General features: G+C 71.4%; 21 protein-coding genes and 2 pseudogenes. 14 read left to right on the plus strand and 9 right to left on the minus strand.

Annotated features, from left to right (window positions below; all coding sequences use genetic code 11):
* Positions 1-134: 134 nt before the first annotated feature.
* A complete protein-coding gene (locus IEZ05_RS09095) occupies positions 135-587 on the minus strand; it encodes a winged helix-turn-helix transcriptional regulator (RefSeq protein ID WP_189229496.1) in 453 nt (150 codons plus the stop codon).
* Positions 588-680: 93 nt separating this feature from the next.
* Between IEZ05_RS09095 and IEZ05_RS09100 the strand changes: the two genes are divergently transcribed.
* Positions 681-1,943, plus strand: a complete 1,263-nt coding sequence (locus IEZ05_RS09100) for an MFS transporter (protein WP_189229497.1) — start codon at positions 681-683, stop codon at positions 1,941-1,943.
* Positions 1,944-1,963: 20 nt separating this feature from the next.
* On the opposite strand, the gene IEZ05_RS09105 is transcribed toward IEZ05_RS09100, so the two are convergent.
* Positions 1,964-2,908: an NADP-dependent oxidoreductase gene (locus tag IEZ05_RS09105; RefSeq protein ID WP_229869625.1), complete on the minus strand. Its 945-nt coding sequence runs from the start codon at positions 2,906-2,908 to the stop codon at positions 1,964-1,966.
* Positions 2,909-2,987: 79 nt separating this feature from the next.
* On the opposite strand from IEZ05_RS09105, the gene IEZ05_RS09110 reads away from it, so the two are divergent.
* The 5 genes and pseudogenes from IEZ05_RS09110 (at position 2,988) to IEZ05_RS09125 (ending at position 7,160) form a co-directional block, all read left to right on the plus strand.
* The gene (locus IEZ05_RS09110) at positions 2,988-3,386 is read left to right on the plus strand and encodes a winged helix-turn-helix transcriptional regulator (protein ID WP_189229498.1); all 399 of its coding nucleotides are present in this window, start codon (positions 2,988-2,990) and stop codon (positions 3,384-3,386) included.
* A 395-nt stretch (positions 3,387-3,781) separates the two neighbouring features.
* Positions 3,782-5,143: a bifunctional o-acetylhomoserine/o-acetylserine sulfhydrylase gene (locus IEZ05_RS09115; protein WP_189229499.1), complete on the plus strand. Its 1,362-nt coding sequence runs from the start codon at positions 3,782-3,784 to the stop codon at positions 5,141-5,143.
* Positions 5,140-6,285 carry a homoserine O-acetyltransferase MetX gene (metX, locus tag IEZ05_RS09120; RefSeq protein ID WP_373298743.1) on the plus strand — a complete coding sequence of 382 codons (1,146 nt, stop codon included), beginning with the start codon at positions 5,140-5,142 and terminating at the stop codon, positions 6,283-6,285. Before IEZ05_RS09115 ends, metX begins: the two co-directional genes overlap by 4 nt.
* A 37-nt stretch (positions 6,286-6,322) precedes the next feature.
* A pseudogene (locus IEZ05_RS36215) lies at positions 6,323-6,506 on the plus strand (cupin domain-containing protein); the annotation flags it as partial.
* Positions 6,507-6,563: 57 nt separating this feature from the next.
* Complete coding sequence (locus tag IEZ05_RS09125; RefSeq protein ID WP_189229501.1) at positions 6,564-7,160, plus strand: GNAT family N-acetyltransferase; 597 nt, start codon at positions 6,564-6,566, stop codon at positions 7,158-7,160.
* A gap of 81 nt (positions 7,161-7,241) precedes the next feature.
* Here the strand turns inward: IEZ05_RS09125 and IEZ05_RS09130 are convergent.
* The 3 genes and pseudogenes from IEZ05_RS09130 to IEZ05_RS09140 form a co-directional block, all read right to left on the minus strand.
* Positions 7,242-7,460: pseudogene (locus IEZ05_RS09130) on the minus strand (amidohydrolase family protein); the annotation flags it as partial.
* Between the two features lie 94 nt (positions 7,461-7,554).
* Positions 7,555-8,094: a GNAT family N-acetyltransferase gene (locus IEZ05_RS09135; RefSeq protein ID WP_189229502.1), complete on the minus strand. Its 540-nt coding sequence runs from the start codon at positions 8,092-8,094 to the stop codon at positions 7,555-7,557.
* A gap of 66 nt (positions 8,095-8,160) precedes the next feature.
* Positions 8,161-8,805, minus strand: coding sequence for a TetR/AcrR family transcriptional regulator (locus tag IEZ05_RS09140; RefSeq protein ID WP_189229503.1), 645 nt, complete (start codon positions 8,803-8,805; stop codon positions 8,161-8,163).
* Between the two features lie 97 nt (positions 8,806-8,902).
* Between IEZ05_RS09140 and IEZ05_RS09145 the strand changes: the two genes are divergently transcribed.
* The 5 genes from IEZ05_RS09145 (at position 8,903) to gvpJ (ending at position 14,034) form a co-directional block, all read left to right on the plus strand.
* Complete coding sequence (locus IEZ05_RS09145; protein WP_189229504.1) at positions 8,903-9,865, plus strand: zinc-dependent alcohol dehydrogenase family protein; 963 nt, start codon at positions 8,903-8,905, stop codon at positions 9,863-9,865.
* Between the two features lie 475 nt (positions 9,866-10,340).
* Positions 10,341-11,150 (plus strand): alpha/beta fold hydrolase, encoded by an 810-nt coding sequence (locus IEZ05_RS09150; RefSeq protein WP_189229505.1) that lies wholly within the window; start codon positions 10,341-10,343, stop codon positions 11,148-11,150.
* Positions 11,150-12,418 carry a PP2C family protein-serine/threonine phosphatase gene (locus IEZ05_RS09155; protein WP_189229506.1) on the plus strand — a complete coding sequence of 423 codons (1,269 nt, stop codon included), beginning with the start codon at positions 11,150-11,152 and terminating at the stop codon, positions 12,416-12,418. Before IEZ05_RS09150 ends, IEZ05_RS09155 begins: the two co-directional genes overlap by 1 nt.
* A gap of 73 nt (positions 12,419-12,491) precedes the next feature.
* Positions 12,492-13,487 (plus strand): polyphosphate kinase 2, encoded by a 996-nt coding sequence (gene ppk2 / locus IEZ05_RS09160; protein WP_189229507.1) that lies wholly within the window; start codon positions 12,492-12,494, stop codon positions 13,485-13,487.
* 169 nt (positions 13,488-13,656) lie between these two features.
* Positions 13,657-14,034 (plus strand): gas vesicle protein GvpJ, encoded by a 378-nt coding sequence (gene gvpJ, locus IEZ05_RS09165; protein ID WP_189229508.1) that lies wholly within the window; start codon positions 13,657-13,659, stop codon positions 14,032-14,034.
* 43 nt (positions 14,035-14,077) lie between these two features.
* Here gvpJ and IEZ05_RS09170 read toward each other — a convergent pair whose 3' ends face one another.
* Entirely contained in the window at positions 14,078-14,605 is a 528-nt protein-coding gene (locus IEZ05_RS09170) for a GNAT family N-acetyltransferase (RefSeq protein WP_229869626.1), read from the minus strand.
* A gap of 50 nt (positions 14,606-14,655) precedes the next feature.
* Between IEZ05_RS09170 and IEZ05_RS09175 the strand changes: the two genes are divergently transcribed.
* Positions 14,656-15,252, plus strand: coding sequence for a TetR family transcriptional regulator (locus IEZ05_RS09175; protein WP_189229509.1), 597 nt, complete (start codon positions 14,656-14,658; stop codon positions 15,250-15,252).
* 85 nt (positions 15,253-15,337) lie between these two features.
* On the opposite strand, the gene IEZ05_RS09180 is transcribed toward IEZ05_RS09175, so the two are convergent.
* From IEZ05_RS09180 to IEZ05_RS09190, 3 genes are all read right to left on the minus strand, one after another.
* A complete protein-coding gene (locus IEZ05_RS09180) occupies positions 15,338-15,526 on the minus strand; it encodes a DUF6381 family protein (RefSeq protein WP_189229510.1) in 189 nt (62 codons plus the stop codon).
* 116 nt (positions 15,527-15,642) lie between these two features.
* Positions 15,643-16,443 carry an MBL fold metallo-hydrolase gene (locus IEZ05_RS09185; RefSeq protein WP_189229511.1) on the minus strand — a complete coding sequence of 267 codons (801 nt, stop codon included), beginning with the start codon at positions 16,441-16,443 and terminating at the stop codon, positions 15,643-15,645.
* Between the two features lie 61 nt (positions 16,444-16,504).
* On the minus strand, positions 16,505-17,071 hold the full coding sequence (locus tag IEZ05_RS09190) for an RBBP9/YdeN family alpha/beta hydrolase (protein ID WP_189229512.1): 567 nt from the start codon (positions 17,069-17,071) through the stop codon (positions 16,505-16,507).
* Here IEZ05_RS09190 and IEZ05_RS09195 point away from each other — a divergent pair.
* Both IEZ05_RS09195 and IEZ05_RS09200 read left to right on the plus strand, forming a co-directional pair.
* Complete coding sequence (locus IEZ05_RS09195; protein ID WP_229869627.1) at positions 17,070-17,504, plus strand: MerR family transcriptional regulator; 435 nt, start codon at positions 17,070-17,072, stop codon at positions 17,502-17,504. The genes IEZ05_RS09190 and IEZ05_RS09195 overlap by 2 nt on opposite strands.
* Positions 17,505-17,673: 169 nt before the next feature.
* Positions 17,674-18,732, plus strand: coding sequence for a methyltransferase (locus tag IEZ05_RS09200; protein ID WP_189229513.1), 1,059 nt, complete (start codon positions 17,674-17,676; stop codon positions 18,730-18,732).
* The last annotated feature ends 14 nt before the right edge of the window (positions 18,733-18,746 follow it).

Below are 18,746 nucleotides of genomic sequence, written 5' to 3' on the forward strand. Positions count from 1 at the left end.
CTTCGTGTGCTGTGGCGCGCGGCGCGCTGGGGTACGCCACCGCTTTCGTACAGGTGGCAGCCCCGCCGGCTGGTGGGGGATACCCCCACCAGGAAGGAGGAGCAGGCGTGGCTGCGCCGAGTCCCCGGCTCGGATCACCCGTTGGTGATCTTCTGGACGATGGTGTCATCGGGGCTCAACCGGCGCCCGTCGGCGGACAGTACCTCCAGTGGGCGCAGGCGCTGTTCCTGGCGGCGGTCGACCAACTGTGAGTGCGGTTCGCCGGGTTCGAAGAAGTTCTGTTCGCCCCATTGCCGCAGTGCCACGATGACGGGGAAGAGCGCCTTGCCCTTCGGGGTCAGTGCGTACTCGCGGTAGGCGCTGCCGTCCGAGGCCGGGACGGATTCGAGGACCCCGCCGGCGACCAGGGTGCGCAGACGCGCGGCGAGGATGTTCTTCGCCACGCCGAGGCTGCGCTGGAACTCCCCGAAGCGCCGGCTTCCGTCGAAGGCGTCCCGCACGATCAGCAGGGACCACCAGTCGCCGATCGCGTCCACCGACCGGGCGACGGGACATTCGCTGTCGTCGAAGCGCGTTCTGCTCACCATGGCGTCCCTCCTTCTCACGATGGTTGCAACATGCTACCAGCTCGGTTAGCGTCCCTGCTGGTAGCAAGATGCAACCGGTGAGTGGAGAGGTGGATGCTCATGCCCGACAGCGGTGAAGCTGTGACATCAAGGACCGCAGCCGGAAGCGAGAAAGGCTCCGCCTTCGTCCTGTCCCGTGGCGTGGTGCTCCTGTTCGCCGTCGCCTGTGGTGCCGCAGTGGCCAACGTCTACTTCTCTCAGCCGCTCCTGGTCACCATGGGGCATGACCTGGCCATGAGCCCGGCGCTGGTCGGCAGCGTGGTCACCCTCACGCATGTCGGATACGGGTGGGGACTCTTCCTCCTCGTGCCGCTCGGCGACGTGGCCGACCGCAGACGGCTCGTGGTGGCCCAACTGCTGCTCCTGGTGGGGGCACTGGCGGTGGTGGCCGCGGCCCGCACGGCGGCGATCCTGCTCGTGGGCATGGCAGCGGTGGGGCTCCTCGCGGTCGTCACGCAGACGCTCGTGGCCTTCGCGGCATCACTGGCCCCGCCCGCCGAGCGCGGACGGGTCGTCGGTCTGGTGACCGGCGGCGTGGTCATCGGCATCCTGCTCGCCCGCACCGCATCCGGGTTCCTGGCCGACATGGCGGGCTGGCGCTCCGTCTACCTCGCGTCTGCGTCGCTCACCGCTCTGCTCGCCCTCGTCCTGCACCGAGTGCTGCCGCGCCACAGTGACGCTCGGCCGACGACTCCGCGCTACGGGCAGCTCCTGCGCTCCACGATCACCCTGTTCGCGCGGGAACGACTACTGCGGCTCCGAGCCCTGTTCGGTCTGCTGATCTTCGCCGCCTTCAGCACTCTGTGGAGCAGCATCGCGCTGCCGCTCAGCGCGGCCCCGTACTTCCTGTCCCACGGCGCGATCGGCATGCTGGGGCTGATCGGTGTCGCCGGCGCCCTGGCCGCAACCGTGGCGGGCCGTCTGAACGACCGTGGACTCTCCCGGAGGACCACCGGCATCGCCCTGGCGCTGCTCGTCGCCTCGTGGCTGCCCTTGTCCTTCACCCGCAGCTCGCTCTGGGCCCTGATCGTGGGGGTGATCCTCCTCGACCTCGCCGTGCAGGCGGTCCATGTCACCAACCAGACCCTGATCTACACGCTGCACCCGGACGCGGGCAGCCGGCTGATCGGCGGATACATGGTCTTCTACTCGATCGGCAGTGCCACCGGTGCCATCGCCGCGACCTCCCTGTACACCGTGGCCGGCTGGGACGCCGTATGCGCACTGGGGGCCACGTTCAGCTGCCTCGGACTCGTCCTGTGGGCGTTCACCCGGGACAGCATGCCGGACCGAACGGACCGCCCGGCAGACGGGTGAGCCCACGATGCCGGGGTGCCTCAGGGAACCAGAACCAGGCGCCCTCGCACTCCGCCCGCCGCGAGCCGGTCGTGCGCCTCGGCGGCGCGCTCCAGAGGCAGGATCTGGGCGACCCGCAGCGTCAGACCCATGACGGCGAGCTCGGCCAGCGCGGCCCCGTCGGCGCTGATCCACTGCTGGTGGACCCGGATTCCGCGCAAGGGGGGCGGGACCGAGCCGCCGACGACCGTGGCGAAGGCTCCTCTGGTGCGGACGGCGGCCAGGGCACGGACGCCCTGCCCCGCGGTGTCGAGCGCGCCGTCGGTGCCGCCCGGTACCAGGCGGCGGACATCGGACGCGAGGTCGGACGCGTCACGGCCGACGACCCACTCGGCGCCGAGGCCGCGGACGAACTCCTCGTCCGCGGAACCCGCCTGGGCGACGACGCGCAGACCGCGCCGTACCGCCAGTTCGACCGCGAAGCCGCCGACCGCCCCGGTGGCTCCGGTCACCAGCACGGTGTCGCCCGCGTCGAGACCGAGCAGGTCGAGCGCCTGGAGTGCGGTGAGTCCGTTCAGCGGCAGCGTCGCCGCGGCCGTGGCACTGGCATCGCGGGGTGCCGGGGCGACCGCTGTGGCGTCCAGGACGAGGTACTCGGCGTAGGCCCCCAGGGACACGTCGAGCAGGTCGCGCAGCCCGATCACCCGCTGCCCGGGCACCAACGCCGCCACGCCCGCGCCGAGTCGGTCGACCACACCCGCCACGTCCCATCCGATGCCTGTCCGCTCGCGCGCGGCCATCAGCCCGGCCTCGACGAGCGCGCCGGAACGGGTGACCAGATCCACGGGATTGACGGTCGCCGCCTCCACGCGGATCCGTACCTGCCCGGGGCCAGGCTCCGGCAGAGGAACCCTCACCGTCTCGAGTACCTGGGGCCCGCCGTAACCGCGGGCCACCACCGCCCGCATCGTCTCTTCAGCGCTCATGCCGCCCACCGTAGGAAGCGCTACTCTCCATTGGGAAGTACGCACTTCACGGTGCGTACGGCACCGAGAGGAGTGCGTCATGCCCACCCGCACGGCCGCCCGGCGACGGGCCGAGGCGAGCATCGCCTACGACGCCTACCTTGCCGACTGTCCCGCCCGGCAACTGCTCGACCGCATCGCCGACAAGTGGGTGAGCCTCGCCGTCAACGCCCTCGCGGACGGGCCGCAGCGGTACAGCGAACTGCAGCGCCGGCTGGCGAGCGTGAGCCAGAAGATGCTCACGCAGACGCTGCGCCACCTGGAACGCGACGGGCTCGTGTCGCGGACCGTGACCCCCTCCGTCCCGGTCCGCGTCGAGTACGCGCTCACCCCGCTCGGGTGCTCGCTGCTGCCGGTCATGCGCGCGATCAAGGACTGGGCCGAGGAGCACATGGACGAGGTACGCGCCGCCCGCGTCACCTACGACACCCCGGACTGACGGCCCGGAACGGGCGGTCCGGAGCGATGTCTCCGCCGGCGGGCGACGGAGACGACGGCCGTTGTATTGCGGCCGTGTGTCAGGATCCGCGTCGCTGCCCGCTGTGCTGGTGCTTCGGCGCCCGCGTGTGCTTCCCTGGCCTCATGACCGTGCTCGTGACCCGCCGCCACGTCGACTACGTGCGTGTCACCACCACGGGTTGTAGCGCTCAGAGCTGACGCCTCGCTCGAGCCTCCGGCCCGCCTCTCCTCCGTGCCGCACCGACCGCTGCCCTCGTCCGGGCACGGTGTTCGGTCACGCGCCTCTTCCCCCGCGCCGTCGGCGCGCCGCGATGCCCTCTCGCGGTGCGCACCCGTGCGTCACGTACCCCGCCCTCCGTGCAAGGGAGCAGCCCCATGAGCCAGCCGATCGACTCCGTCACCGCCGGTCACACGCCCGACGAGGAGCCCACCGGGCCCGACACCTCCGCCTGGTCCTTCGAGACCAAGCAGATCCACGCCGGTGCCGCACCGGACCCGGCGACCGGCGCCCGGGCGACGCCGATCTACCAGACGTCGTCGTTCGTGTTCCAGGACACGCAGCACGCCGCCGACCTGTTCTCGCTCGCCGAGCCCGGCAACATCTACACCCGCATCCACAACCCCACCCAGGACGTCTTCGAGCAGCGCATCGCCGCGCTGGAAGGCGGCGTCGCGGCCGTGGCGCTGGCGTCCGGACAGGCGGCGCAGACCCTGGCGCTCCTCACGCTGGCCGGCTCCGGCGACCACATCGTCTCCAGCGCCTCCCTGTACGGGGGCACGTACAACCTGTTCCGCCACACGCTGCCCAAGTTCGGCATCGAGGTGACCTTCGTCGACGACCCGGACGACGTGGAGGCCTGGCGGGCGGCGATCCGGCCCGGCACCAAGGCACTGTTCGCCGAGACGCTGGGCAACCCGCGCGGCAACGTGCTCGACGTCCGGGCCGTGGCGGACGTCGCGCACGAAGCCGGCGTCCCGCTGATCGTGGACAACACCGTGCCCACGCCGTATCTGCTGCGGCCCATCGAGCACGGCGCCGACATCGTCGTCCACTCGGCGACCAAGTTCCTCGGCGGCCACGGGACCACCATCGGGGGCGTCGTCGTCGACGGCGGGACCTTCGACTTCGGTGCCCACGCCGAGCGCTTCCCCGACTTCACGGAGCCCGACCCCAGCTACCACGGCCTGCGGTACTGGCCCGCGCTGGGCCCCGGCGCCTTCGCCGTCAAGCTGCGGGTCCAGTTGCTGCGCGACCTCGGCCCCGCCCTCTCTCCGCACTCCGCGTTCCTGCTGCTCCAGGGCGTGGAGACGCTCAGCCTGCGCATCGAGCGGCACTCCGCGAACGCCCAGGCCCTGGCGGAGTGGCTGGAGCAGCGCGACGAGGTCGCCGCCGTCCACTACCCGGGCCTGCCGTCCAACCGCTGGTACGAAGCCGGCCGGCGCTATCTGCCGCGCGGCGGGGGCGCCGTTCTCGCCTTCGAACTGCGTGACGGTGTCGAGGCCGGCAAGCGATTCGTGGACGCCGTCGAACTGTTCAGCCACCTCGCGAACATCGGGGACGTCCGCAGCCTCATCATCCATCCGGCGTCCACCACCCACAGCCAGCTGGACGAACGGCAGTTGGAGGCCACCGGTGCCTCGCCCGGCCTGGTGCGGCTCTCGGTGGGCATCGAGAACCTCGCCGACCTGAAGGCCGATCTGGAGGCCGGGTTCCGGGCGGCGAAGGGCGCGTCCTGAACACCGTGCTGACGCCTTCGCAGGTCCCCCTCCCGCCGGCCTCCGGGGCCTGGCGGGAGGGGGACCCGCCCGGGCGTCGCCAGTGGTACGAGCACGAGACGCCGCTCCGCCTGGAGGCAGGCGGCGAACTGCCCGCCGTGCGGCTGGCCTTCGAGACCTGGGGACGGCTCGCGCCGGACCGCTCCAACGCCGTACTGGTCCTGCACGCCCTCACCGGTGACAGCCACGTGACCGGCCCCGCCGGGCCCGGACACCCGACTCCCGGGTGGTGGGACGGGCTCGTCGGTCCCGGACGGGCACTGGACACGGACCGCTGGTTCGTCGTCGCCCCCAATGTCCTCGGCGGCTGCCAGGGCAGCACGGGACCGGCCACCCGCCGTCCCGACGGACGGCACTGGGGCGGCGACTTCCCGTTCCTGACCCAGCGCGACCAGGTCGCCGCCGAGGCCGCTCTGGCGGACGCGCTGGGCATCGACCGCTGGGTCCTGGTGGTGGGCGGATCGATGGGCGGCATGCGGGCGCTGGAGTGGGCCGTGGCGCATCCCGGACGGACGGGCGCGCTGCTGCTGCTCGCCACGACGGCCGCCGCGAGCGCCGAGCAGATCGCGTGGGCCGACATCCAGCTGCGTGCCGTCCGCTCCGACCCGCACTGGTGCGGAGGGCACTACCACGGCACTGCGCGAGGGCCGCACGCAGGACTCGGTCTCGCCCGGCGGCTCGCCCACGTCACCTATCGCAGCGAGCCGGAACTCCAGGTCCGCTTCGGCCGCTCCCCGCAGGGCCAGGAGGATCCGTGGTCGGGCGGCCGGTACCGGGTCGGGTCGTACCTCGACCATCACGCCGCCAAGCTGGTACGCCGCTTCGACGCGGGCAGCTACGTCGTGCTGTGCGAGGCGATGAACAGCCACGACATCGGCCGCGGCCGTGGCGGGGTACGCGCCGCACTGGGCCGGGTGACCGCCAGGACCCTGGTGGCCGGGGTCGATTCCGACCGGCTCTACCCCCTTGCGCAACAGGCGGAGTTGGCGGCGGGCATCGACACGGCCGACGGCCTCCGGATCATCGAGTCCCCCTGTGGCCACGACGGCTTCCTCATCGAGGTGGCGCAGGTCGCCGCGCTCGTGGCGGAACTCCTGCCGTGAGCCGGCCCGCTCGCCGCGTTCCCGGCGGGCACGAGTCGGACACTCGGACCCACAGCCGGAAGAGGTACGTCTGCGCACCTCCCCGGGCGACTACATCTTCGTTCCCCCGTACGTTCCGCACCGCGAGGGGACCCGGACCCCGCCGAGGAAGCCGTGGTCGTCATCGCCGGCAGCACACACAGGAGGTGATCGTGGTCAACTTGCCGCACCTGTGCGCCCTGAGGCCGAAGGCTCCTGACGGTGAAGCCGCCCGCGCGGGCACGTGCGAGGATCGCGGGGTGAACGATCTGCGCCTTCGCCTCGCCGAGGAGAACGACCTCGCCACCCTGGTCCGCCTGCGGGACGACGCGGCCCGCTGGATGCTGGCCCAGGGCATCACCGGCCAGTGGCGGCCCGGCGAGTTGGGCCAGGACCACTTCCGCGGGGTCATGGCGAGCGGAGAGGTCTGGCTCGCCGAGGCCGACGGACGGGTGGCCGGGGCGTGGGAGTTGTGGTGGCAGGACGAGGACGCCTGGGGACCGCGGCCGCCGGTGGCCGGCTATGTGCACCGCCTGATGGTGGACCGGGCGAGCGCCCCGCCGGGAACGGGGCGTGCCCTGCTGGACGCCGCGGAGCGCCGCGTCGCCGAAGTGGGGCGGGAGTTCGTGCGGCTCGACTGTCTGGCCGTCAACGCGCGACTGAACGCCTACTATCTGCGAGCCGGTTACCGGGTCGTCGGCCACAGGGCCGGCAAGCCGCAGCCGGGCGGTGCGCCGAAGTCGTTCACCCTCCTGGAGAAGGCCTGTGGGCCGGCCGCGGGTACCGATGACAGGGTTCCGACGGCAGCTGCGGCACCGGGCGCGAGTTCACGGCGCTGCGGTCGACAGGTGTCCTGAACCCCGCGTCTTCTCCTGCGAGCTCCGCCACGGGGGGCTGACACGGACGGCGGCGCAGGCGCCTGCGCCGCCCTGTCCCGCTCAGGCACGGTGCACGACCGTCCCGCCGGTCATCGTCAACGCGACCGGCGCCTCGCCCAGTTCGTCCGCGGGCGCGGTGACGGGGTCGACGGCGAAGGCCGTGAGGTCCGCCCGGAAGCCCGGCGCGATGCGCCCGGCCACGTCCTCCTCGCCCACCGCGCATACGGCGTGCGACGTGTACCCCTCCAGGGCCATCAGGCCGGTGAGTACCTGCTCGGCCCTGACCGGTTCGAAAACTCCGTCATTGGACGACGGTCTGAGCCGCAGCCCCGCCCGGAAGCCCCGCAGCCGACGGTCCGGGCGCCCAGCACCGTCAGATTGCCGCCGCGTAACACCGGACGGCCACCTTCTGCTCCGGGCTCCACTGCTGTTCGACCGTGGCCAGCAGTTGCCAGCCGAGACGCTCGTACAGGGCTGCCGCCGCAGTGTCCGAAGCCACCACGTCGAGCACCGGATGCACACCACGACCCTGGGCTTCGGCGACGGCCTGCGCCATCAGCAGCGCACCGATCCCGTGGCCGCGGGCCCACGGGGCGACGAACAACCGGTTGACCACGGCGGTTGCGTCGATACTCATCCCCGCGCGGGCGCTCCACAGCCCGGGTGCCGCGTCTCCCGCGTCGCTCCGGGACAGGCCGACATGGCCGGCGACGCGGCCGTCCAGTTCCGCCACCCATGAGGCGATGAGCGAGGGCGGTGTGAGCCACGCGTCCGGGAAGTCGGGCCAGTTCACCGGATAGCCGTCGTGCTCATGGACCTCTGCCAGTACCCGCACGCAGTCACCGAGGTCGCGATCAGACCGCTGTCGGACACTCGGTGATGCGTCCGCGCCGGACACGCTCTCGCTCTTCACCGTGGCATGGAAACACAGCCCGCAGACCAGTGACCAGCGACTTCCGCAACAGGACGCGCCGGGCGCTTATGGCGTGCCGGGCGCGTGCGTGAGCCGGAGGGGTGGTGCCGGCGGCAGCGGCGTAGGCGCTCCCGTCTCCGGCGTGGCACGGAACGCCTCGATCACGTAGGCGGCGAAGCGGCGGGAGGCCGCGATCTGGGCGGCACGGGGCGTGTCGTGAAGGCCCCGGTGGGCCATGAGCATGAGGATCAGGTCGTCGACGACGAAGCCGGGGCGCAACCGGCCGGTCCCCTGGGCGCGGCGGGCCAGTTCACCGACCGCGCGCAGAGTCCGCTCCCGGTCGGCGGCGAAGTCCATGGCCTCGGGGAAGGCCGTCATGAAGGCGTCGGCGAATCCCCGGCTGTGTGCGTGGAGTTCGCAGATCCGCTCGATCAGGCTTCGCAGCCCGTGCCACGGGTCCGGGTCCCTCAGTGCGTCGCGGACGGCGGCATGGCAGGCTCGCCGCTGCTCGGCGAAGGTCTCCGCGATCAGTTCCTGCTTGGTCGGGAAGTGGCGGTACAGCGTGGCGGGGCCGACGCCCGCATGCCGGGCGACCTCGCGCATCGGTGCACTCAAACCCTCTTCGCCGAACACCGCGCGGGCCGCGTCCAGGATGTGGGCCCGGTTCTCGCGGGCGTCGGAGCGCACGGTCCGAGGCAAATGGCTGGTCATGGTCTCTCACTTTAGCCAAACGGACGGGGGCGTCCGTTACGTTCCGATGGCGGTGCCGCCGCCACGATCCGTCCCGCCACCGACCCGAGGAGCAGAGTTGAAAGCCGTTGTGATCAGGACGTTCGGAGACCCCGATGGCCTGGAGGTCGTCGATGTGTCCGTACCCGTTCCCGCTCCTGGGCAGGTGCGGATCGCCACGGAGGCGATCGGGGTCGGCGGCGTGGACGCCGTGATCCGCCGGGGGACGCTCGCCGCCTACGGCTTCCGGGAGGGCCACCTCCTCGGCAGCGAGGTCGCGGGAAGGGTCACAGCGGTGGGAGAGGGCGTGGACCCCTCGTGGACGGGGCAGCGGGTGTGGGCGTTCACCGGCCTGTCCGGCGGGTATGCCGAGCAGGCCGTCGCCGCGGTCGAGGACGTCCTCGCGCTCCCCGACGGCCTGACCGGTGCCGACGCGGTGACCCTCGGCGGCTCCGGCGTGGTCGCCCACTTCGCCCTGGAGCGGGCCCGTTTCACGCCCGGCGAGACGGTGCTCGTGCGCGGGGCGGCGGGCAGCATCGGGATCACGGCGGTCCAGCTCGCAGCCAGGGACGGCGCGAGTGCCGTGGCGGTCACCACCTCGTCGGAAAAGCGCGGTGCCCGCCTGCGGGACCTGGGCGCGACCCATGTCCTGGACCGTTCCGGCGAGGGCGGCCCGGACGCACCGGCGGGCTTCGACGTGGTGATCGATGTCGTGGGAGGTCCCCAGCTTCCCCTTTTCCTGGACAAGCTGAACTCCAACGGGCGGTATGTGGCCGTCGGTGTGGTCGGTGGGCAGCCGCCGGCGGACTTCGGGCAGCGGCTGATGGACGCCTTCCGCAAGTCGCTGTCGTTCGCCACGTTCAGCTCCGACACCGTGCCGGGCCCCGACCGGCAGGCCGTGCGGTCGTCCCAGTTCGCCGATGCCGCGCAGGGGGACCTGCGCACGGTCGTGCACGACGTGTTGCCGCTGGACCAGGCGGTGTCGGCCCACCGCGAGATGGACGCGGGGGAGGTGTTCGGCAGGGTGGTGCTGGTGCCCTGAGCCGGGCAGGCACCACCGGCTCCACGGCCCCTGCCGGCGCCGCAGGAGCACCCGGCGGGGGACGACCGGCCCAGTTCTCCGTGACGGACGACTACTTCGCCTACTCGGCGTACGACCTCTGGGGCGCGCTCGGCTCCTGGACCGGCCCGGGCAAGGTGCGGGTGGCCGCCACGGGAGACGTGGTGGCGGGGCAGAGCACCTTCCGGCAGGGCCTCCTGCTCGGCGGGCGCCCAGCTGGCACCGTCACTCGGAGACGGACAGCGCATCGCCTGGCTGGACACCTCGGCCGCGGCCACGGACGTGGTGACCCGGCCCGAGTTCGCGGGGACCTGCGAGGAGCAGCCGCCCGGCGCCCCGCCCGTCACCGCTCCCCCCTGGAGGGGAATCGGCCCGCTCAGTCCTCCGCCCCCAGGTGGAGGTCCTGGGCGGTCTCGGTGTTCTCGCGGTATTTCCCGCGTCTGCGACGATGGGCTGTATGGACGTGCTCAGCAGAAACCGGGTACGGGTGTCCGGCCGACCGGGCGGGCCGGTGGTCATGCTGGCCCACGGCTTCGGGTGCGACCAGAACCTCTGGCGCCTGGTGGTGCCGGCACTGGAGCCCGAGTTCACGGTGGTCCTCTTCGATCACGTGGGAGCCGGCCGCTCCGACCTCTCGGCGTGGAGCCGGGAGCGGTACTCCAGCCTCGACGGTTACGTGGAGGACGTGCTGGAGATCTGCGGGGAGCTGGATCTGGGGCCGGTGACGTTCGTCGGACACTCGGTCAGCGCGATGATGGGCGTGCTGGCCGCTGCCCGGCACCCGGAGCGTTTCGCGGGCCTGGTGCTGCTCGCTCCCTCGCCCTGCTTCGTCGACGATCCGGCGGCCGGCTACCGCGGCGGGTTCAGTGCCGAGGACATCGAGGAACTGCTGGAGTCCCTGGACGCGAATTACCTCGGCTGGTCGGGCGCGATGGCCCCGGTCATCATGGGCAATCCCGAGCGGCCGGAACTGGGCGAGGAACTGACCAGCAGCTTCTGCGCCACTGACCCGGAGATCGCCCGGGTGTTCGCACGCGTGACATTCCTGTCCGACAACCGCGGCGACCTGGCGCATGTCACGGTGCCCACCCTGGTCGCTCAGTGCTCCAGCGACGCCATTGCCCCACCGGAGGTCGGCGCCTTCGTCCATGACCGGATCAAAGGCAGCCGGCTGGTCACTCTGCAGGCCACCGGACACTGCCCCCAGCTCAGCGCCCCCGAGGAGACAGCTGAGGCGATCATCGACTTCGCCGGGAGTCTACGGTGATGTGCGAGTCCGACGGTGGCCAGGGCAGCGACCCGGATGACGGAGAGCGCTCCGACGACACCCGCATGTTCCCCTCGATGCTGGAGGACAGCTCCGACGACCTGTACGACAACGCCCCGTGCGGGTACGTGTCCACTCTGCTGGACGGGAAGATAGCCAAGGTCAACGCCACTCTGCTGGGCTGGCTGGGCTACGAGCGCGGTGACCTGGTCGGCCGCAGGACGTTCTCCGACCTCCTCACCGTCGGTGGGCGGCTCTACCACGAGACGCACTTCGCGCCCCTGCTGCGTATGAAGGGGGAGATCAGCGGCATCGCCCTGGAGATGCAGGCGGCCGACGGCATCCGCCTGCCCGTCCTGGTCACCTCGACGGTCAAGACGGGCAGCGACGGGCAGCCCCTGCTGATCCGCACCACCGTCTTCGACGCCCGCGACCGCCGTGCCTACGAGCAGGAGCTGCTGCGCGCCCGCCAGGAGTCCGAGCGTGAACGCGCACGCCTCCGGCAGCTCGCCACCACCCTGCAGGCGACGCTGCTGCCGCCCACCCTGGCGAACGTACCGGGCCTGGACGTGGCCGCGCACTACCACGTCGCCTCGATCGACGAGGTCGGCGGCGACTTCTACGACCTGTTCCCCCTTGCCGCCGGCACGTGGGGACTGTTCCTGGGCGACGTGTGCGGCAAGGGTGCCGCCGCGGCGGCCGTCACCTCGCTGGCCCGCTACACCCTGCGTGCCGCTGCCGTGTACGACCCCGACCCCGCGACGGTCCTGAGCAATCTCAACACCGTGCTGAATCACGAGTACAACGGCACGGACCCACGGTTCTGCACCGTCATCTTCGGACTGCTCACCCCCGACCGCGAGCAGGGCGGCTTCCACATCACCCTGGCCAGCGGGGGCCACCCGCCCGCTCTGCTGATGCGCGCCGACGGAAGTGCCGACTACCTGCCCACCCCCGGCGGCCAGCTCATCGGCGTCCTGCCCGACGCCGACATCGCCACCACCAGCCTCCGCCTCGACGCGGGCGACACCCTGCTCCTGCACACCGACGGTCTCACCGAGGCGCACACCGCCGTCCGCGGCGACCGCTACGGCGACGAAGCCCTCCTCGAATTCGGCCGGGCCCTCGCCCCCACCACCGCCCAGCAGACCGTCTCGGCCATCCAGGATCTTCTCGACACCCTCGGCAGCGGGGTGGACGACGACACCGCGGTCCTGGCAGTCCACGTCCCCCGCCTCGATCGAGGCGAGCAGCCGGACAGGGGATGACGGCCGGGGCAACGGGGTTCATCGACGCTCCGCTGGGCACCGGGGCTGTGAGCGGACAAGAGAGGGGAGTGGGGTGGCGAACGACAGTGAAGCGGGAGCCGGCACCGGCGGTTCCGAGACCACGGTCGAGTCGGAACTGCTGGAGGGGCTGTCCGTAGACGATCAGCGTCCGGAACGACCGGTCCTGCTGAACGCCGACGGCAGCCCGCTGGAGACGTGGCGGGAGAACCATCCCTACGACCGCAAGATGCGCAGGCGCGAGTACGAGCAGACCAAGCGCGTTCTCCAGATCGAGCTGCTGAAGATGCAGCGCTGGGTCAAGGAGACCGGCCGCCGCGTCGTCGTCGTGTGCGAGGGCCGGGACGCGGCCGGCAAGGGCGGCACCATCCAGCGCTTCACCGAACGCCTCAATCCCCGCGGCGCCCGGGTGGTCGCCCTGGAGAAGCCCACCGAGCGCGAGGCCGGGCAGTGGTACTTCCAGCGGTACATCTCCCATCTGCCGGCCCGGGGAGAGATCGTGTTCTTCGACCGCTCCTGGTACAACCGGGCCGGCGTCGAACGCGTCATGAACTTCTGCACGGAGGCCGAGTACCGGCACTTCCTCGGACAGGCCCCGATGTTCGAACAGCTGCTGACCGACGACGGCATCCTGCTGGTCAAGTTCTGGTTCTCCGTCTCCCGCGCGGAACAGCGCACGCGGTTCGCCATTCGGCAGGTCGACCCGGTGCGCCGCTGGAAGCTCTCACCGACCGACCTGGCCTCCCTCGACCGCTGGGACGACTACACGACCGCCAAGGTCGACATGTTCCGCGCCACGGACACCGCGCACGCGCCGTGGACGGTGGTGAAGAACAACGACAAGCGCCGCGGCCGGCTCGAGGCCATGCGGAGCCTGCTCTACCGCTGCGACTACCCGGCCAAGGACGTGGACGTCGTCGGCAAGCCAGACCCGCTGATCGTCGGTGCCGCGGACACCCTGCTGGAGCCCGGCGAGGAGCAGACGGCCCTGTCCCCGACCCCGCTGACCGGTCACGGCGACGGCCCGGGACTGCATCCCCCGCAGCTCTGAACCGAGGTCGGTGTGGTGCGGGCACCGCCCGTACCCGGACGTCTGTTTGACGAGCGGGTCGAGGGTATCCGCATCAGGGAGGCTGCCCGCCGGGCAGAGTCCCGGCGGGCCGGGGCCGCGGCGGGTCGGCGAGGCGGACCCACCATGCTGGGGGAAGGGACTGGTCGCGGTGACCGTAGTGGCGCGGCAGGGCGGCGGGGGAGGCTCCAGCGGCCTCTACGACGTGCTGGAACTGATTCTCGACCGAGGGCTGGTGATCGACGCGTTCGTACGCGTCTCCCTCGTCGGCATCGAGATATTGAAGATCGACGTGCGTATCGTGGTGGCCAGCGTCGACACCTATCTGCGCTTCGCCGAGGCCTGCAACCGCCTCGACCTGGAGGCCGGACCGCGCAAGCCGGCCGGGCTGGCCGAGCTTCCGGGACGCATGAAGGAGTCGGGGGCCCGCGGTGCGACCAAGGGACTCCTGTCGGGGGCCGCGGAGACGATCTCCGACGCCTTCCAGCAGGCCCGGGCCGAGAGGCAGACCGGAGGACGCCGAAGGTGACGGGGTCCCCCCGCGCCACCGCGTGCTGCGGCCAGGTCCCGCGTCAGAGGTCGAGGGCCCAGTTCTGGCCGACGAGGGCGTGTCCCAAGCTGTGCTGGGGCTCCTCGTTCACGAGGACGAACCCGCAGTGTTCGTAGATTCTGCGGGCGGACACCAGGTTGTCGGTGGTCCACAGGGTCACGCTCCGGTAGCCGGCCTCACGGGCGAAGGCGAGGGACCGCTCGACGAGCCGGGTGCCGAGACCCAGGCCCCGGGCGGCCGGGGTGACGAGCAGGACGCGCAACTTGGCCACACCCGGCTGGTCGGCGGCGACCACGAACACGCAACCGGCGCGTTCACCGTCCACCTCGGCGATCCAGGCCGCCTCCTTGTCCGGGGAGCGCTCGGCGGCGTAGTCGCCGACGATCTTCGCCACCAGTGCCTCGAAGCCGGTGGTGAAGCCGAACTCACGGGCGTACAGCTCGCCGTGGGTCATCACCACCCAGCCCAGGTCACCGGGACGGTCGGCAGGGCGGACCACGACCTGCCGCTGCTTGGCTTCCTCCGGCATGTCTGCGCTCCGCAAGGTCATGTCGCCGTACGTTACTGACACGACTGTGTCAGTACCCTTAGGCTAGGTCCATGCCTCCGAGGACCGCAACCCCGTCCGCACGCCAGACCCAACTGCTCGAGGCCGCCTACGCCTACGCGCTCACCCACGGCTTGGCGGATCTGTCGTTGCGCCCGCTGGCCGAGGCCATCGGCTCCAGTACCCGGGTGCTGATGTTCCTGTTCGGGAACAAGGACGGACTCGTGCGGGCCCTGCTGGAGCGGGCCCGCAGCGATGAGCTGGCCCTCCTGGCAGACCTCCGCCGGACCGGCCGACCGGTCGGCCTGGTACCGGCGGCCGAGCGGGTGTGGGCCTGGCTCGCCGCCGACGAACACCAGCCGCTGCTGCGTCTGTGGGCCGAGGCCTACGCCCGCTCCCTCGTCGAGCCCGACGGCCCCTGGGCCGGGTTCGCCAGGTCCACCGTGGACGACTGGCTGGACGTCCTGGCGGCCTGTCAGTCGCCGTCAGAGCGGGACAGCGGGGACGGTGCCGTCCGCCGCACCATGACGCTGGCGGTCCTGCGAGGCGCGCTCCTCGACCTCCTCGCCACCAAGGACGAGGAAAGGGTCACCGCCGCCGTTCACCGACACCTGACCCTGCTGCGCAGCGAGGAGCGCGGCGACGCGTGATGCCGGGTCGGCGGGCCCGGGCCGATGTCGAGCGGCGAGAGCGGCGGCCCCACCGGGGTGCTCTGCCCGGGCCGGGCTGCTCCTTCTACTCCCAGGGGTAGATGTCCCCGCTGCGCATGCCGCTCTCCTGCTCGCACCGGGACTCCAGCGAGCGCGACTCCTCCCTGAGTCGGGCACGCTGCTGCGGATCACTGGTCCGCTCCGCGGCGTCAGCCAGGTCCTTGGCCTTCTCCCGCATGTGCCGCAGCCGCTCGCGCGTTTCTTCTGAGCTCATGGTCGATCACCTCGAGAGTGGGAAACCCCGGGGCGAGCGGTGGACCGGCGCGGCGCGGCTCGCCCTGTCTCCAGGGTGCGCCGGTGACGTCCTGCCCGCAGCCCGGGTGTGCACCCTCACCTCTGTCCGACGCCGAGGACGAGGACGAGGAGATCCTCGCCCCCGACGAGCTTTCCGGAGTAGCCGCGCTGCGCGGCCTTCCAGCGGCGGGTAGGGGTCGTCGCGGGGACCAGGTGGTTCAGGACCAGGTGCTTGGCGCCCGCCGGCTCCGCGACGTCCCGGCCGACGTGCTCGATCGTGGTGTGGCTCGTGAGGAGGTGCTCGCGCATCGCCTCGCGCTGGGCCTCGGGGAGGGCCGTCACGAGCTGCTCCACGAACCGCGGGTCGATCACCTCGTGGACCAGGACGTCGGTGCCCCGGGCCAAGTCGATCAAATTGTCGCTGACACACGTGTCGCCGGAGAAGACGATCGAGCCGTCGGGGGTGTGGAAGCGGAAGGCGAAGGCCGGAGCGGTCGGACTGCGGTCGACGAGCGTGGCGGTGCCCCGGACGTCCTCGTCCTCCCAGACGGACAGGGGCGCCCGCAGGCGCGGGGGCTTGCCGGCCGGATCGACGGTCCACACGCCGTCGAGATCGATGTCGTGCACCGAGAACAGGTCGTCGGGGCTGCCGAAACCGCTCTCCCGGGCACGTCCGTTGAAGTCGGCGGCGAAGGCCTGTCCCAGGTAGCCGGTCATGGCGGAGATGACCGGGGCGGGCCGCTCCGGTTGAATACCGCGGGCGCGGGGCCGGCCCGGAGGGAACATGACGGGCAGCACGCCGCGATCGCCCGGACCGAAGACCTGGATCGGCTCGGTGTCGGTGACGTACGCGCCACTGTGCGGTGGACTCGGGCCCGGCGGAATCCCCTGGCTCATGGAAAGTGCTGATGCCGCCGATCCATGAGGTGGATGCCGGGGCCCCGCGCCCGCCGGGCCATCACGACGCGATGGCTTCCCGGGCCTCGCGCAGCGAGGTGACACCGTCGGAAGCGAGGAAGTGACCGCCTCCGGGGACTATGTGTGCGGGGACTCCGAGCAGGCCGGCAAGGCGGTCGGTGTGACCGGGCGGTACGTACGGGTCCGCGTCCGACCGGATGATCGTGAGCCGGTCGATGCGGTCGCTGATTCCTGCCACGTCACAGCCGTGTCCGATGTAGGCGTCCAGCTCCGGCAGTGCGGGCAGTCGATCGACGAAGCCGGAGACCAGCACGAGCGTGCCGACGCGCCAGGGGCTCGGCAGGGAGCGCAGATGGCGCAGCACGGTCAGGCAGCCCAGGCTGTGCGCGACGACGATCGAGTGCTCGTCGAGCGTGCCCAGTTCGGTGCCCACGGCTTCCGCCCACTGCTCGGGATCCGGGTCATGCGGGTTCGGAAGGGCCGGGACCGTGGTCGGGATGCCGTCCGCTCGCAGTCGCTCGGCGAGCCAGCCGAACCAGTGGTCCTCGGGGGTCGCGCCGTAGCCGTGGATGATCGAGGCACGCTGCCGGGTTGTTCCAGGTGTCATGCCGCAGGACGGTACGGCTTCACGTCAGCGTGAAGGTCAAGTCGAGGAGGAGGAACCGACGGTGCTGATCAGCGAACTCGCCGTGCGGACCGGGGTGAGCGCGCGAGCGCTGCGTCACTACGAGGACCGGGGGCTCCTGGTCCCGGCCCGCAACAGCAGCGGGTACCGGGACTACTCCGAATCCGATGTCACCCGCGTGGCGCAGATCAGGACGATGATCTCCGCCGGCCTGGGAACCTCGACCATCCAGCGGTACTTCGACTGCGTCCGTACCGGCGATCACGGCATCGCACTGGAGATGTGCCCGGATCTGCGGGCTGAACTGGACTCCCTGGCCAGGCGCCTTGACGCCAGACAAGCCGAACTCCGCGAGACCCAGCGACGTTTGAGCGCGCTCGTATCGACCGGTGGCGGCGCGCCGACGGCGCCCTGACCGGCTCGTGCCGGGCGACGGGCACGCTTGCCGGGGGCTACGCGGATCGGGTGAGCCGGCCGGCCGGAGCCGTCACCGCCCGTCGTGGCGGCGATCCAGGGGAGCAGCCCAGTGCTTTGCTTTCCGGGCCGGTCGCACTCCGCGGTCGTGCTCGGCCAGGAGGGACACCGTGGCAGCGCAGCGCGCATGGGACGAAGCGAAGGCCGAAGCCTTCATGGAGAAGGCGCTCGGGGACATCAGCGGGACGATGACCCTCGGTCTGTGCCACGTGGGCGACCGGCTCGGCCTGTTCAAAGACCTCGCAGCCAACGGCCCGGCCGACAGCCAGGAGCTCGCGGACCGCTTGGACCTGAACGAGCGGTACGTCCGTGAATGGCTGCGCGGCCTGACCGCCGCGGGTTATCTGGAGGAACCGGAGTCCGGGCGCTTCACCCTTCCCGCCGAGCACGTCCCCGCTCTGGCCGACGAGTCCGGGCCCATGTTCCTGGGCGGCGTGTATCAGATGATGCCCGCCGCCCTGGCGCCGTACGAACGACTGATCGAGGCGTTCCGGAGCGGGGGAGGGGTACGGCAGAGCGACTACCCGGACATCCTGTGGGACGGCATGAGCCGTTTCACCGGCAGCTGGTTCGAGAACGTGATGGTCGACGACTGGCTGAGCACCTTTCCGCACGTCGTCGAGAAGCTGGACCGTGGCATCGACGTCGCGGACGTGGGATGCGGCGCGGGCCGTGCCCTGATCGTGCTGGCCCAGAGGTTTCCCCGCTCCCGCTTCACGGGCTTCGACATCTTCCCGGCCCAGGTGGAACGCGCCCGGACCAACGCGGAGGAGGCCGGTGTCGCCGATCGAGTGACCTTCGAGACGGTCGATGCCGCCCGAGGGCTTCCCAGGCGCTACGACCTCGTCACCACCTTCGACGTCATTCACGACGCGGCGGAACCGAAGCGGCTCCTCTCCGCCCTCAGGGCCGCGGTCAAGGACGACGGCGACTACTTGATGCTGGAGATCAACTGCGAGGACAACGTGGGCCCCGTGGCGGCGATGTTCTACGGATTCAGCGTGTTCTACTGCATGACGACGTCCCTCGCGAGCGGCGGAGCCGGCCTCGGGGCGCGCGGTATGCCCGAGGCCGTCGTACGGAGCCTGTGCACCGAGGCGGGCTTCAGCGCCGTGGCCCGGTCCACGGCGGAAGACCCGTTCAACGTCCTCTACGACATCACGCCGTAGCCCTGGAACGGCTG

It is taken from the genome of Streptomyces flaveolus, from assembly GCF_014648815.1.
GTDB classification, from domain to species: Bacteria; Actinomycetota; Actinomycetes; order Streptomycetales; family Streptomycetaceae; genus Streptomyces; species Streptomyces flaveolus.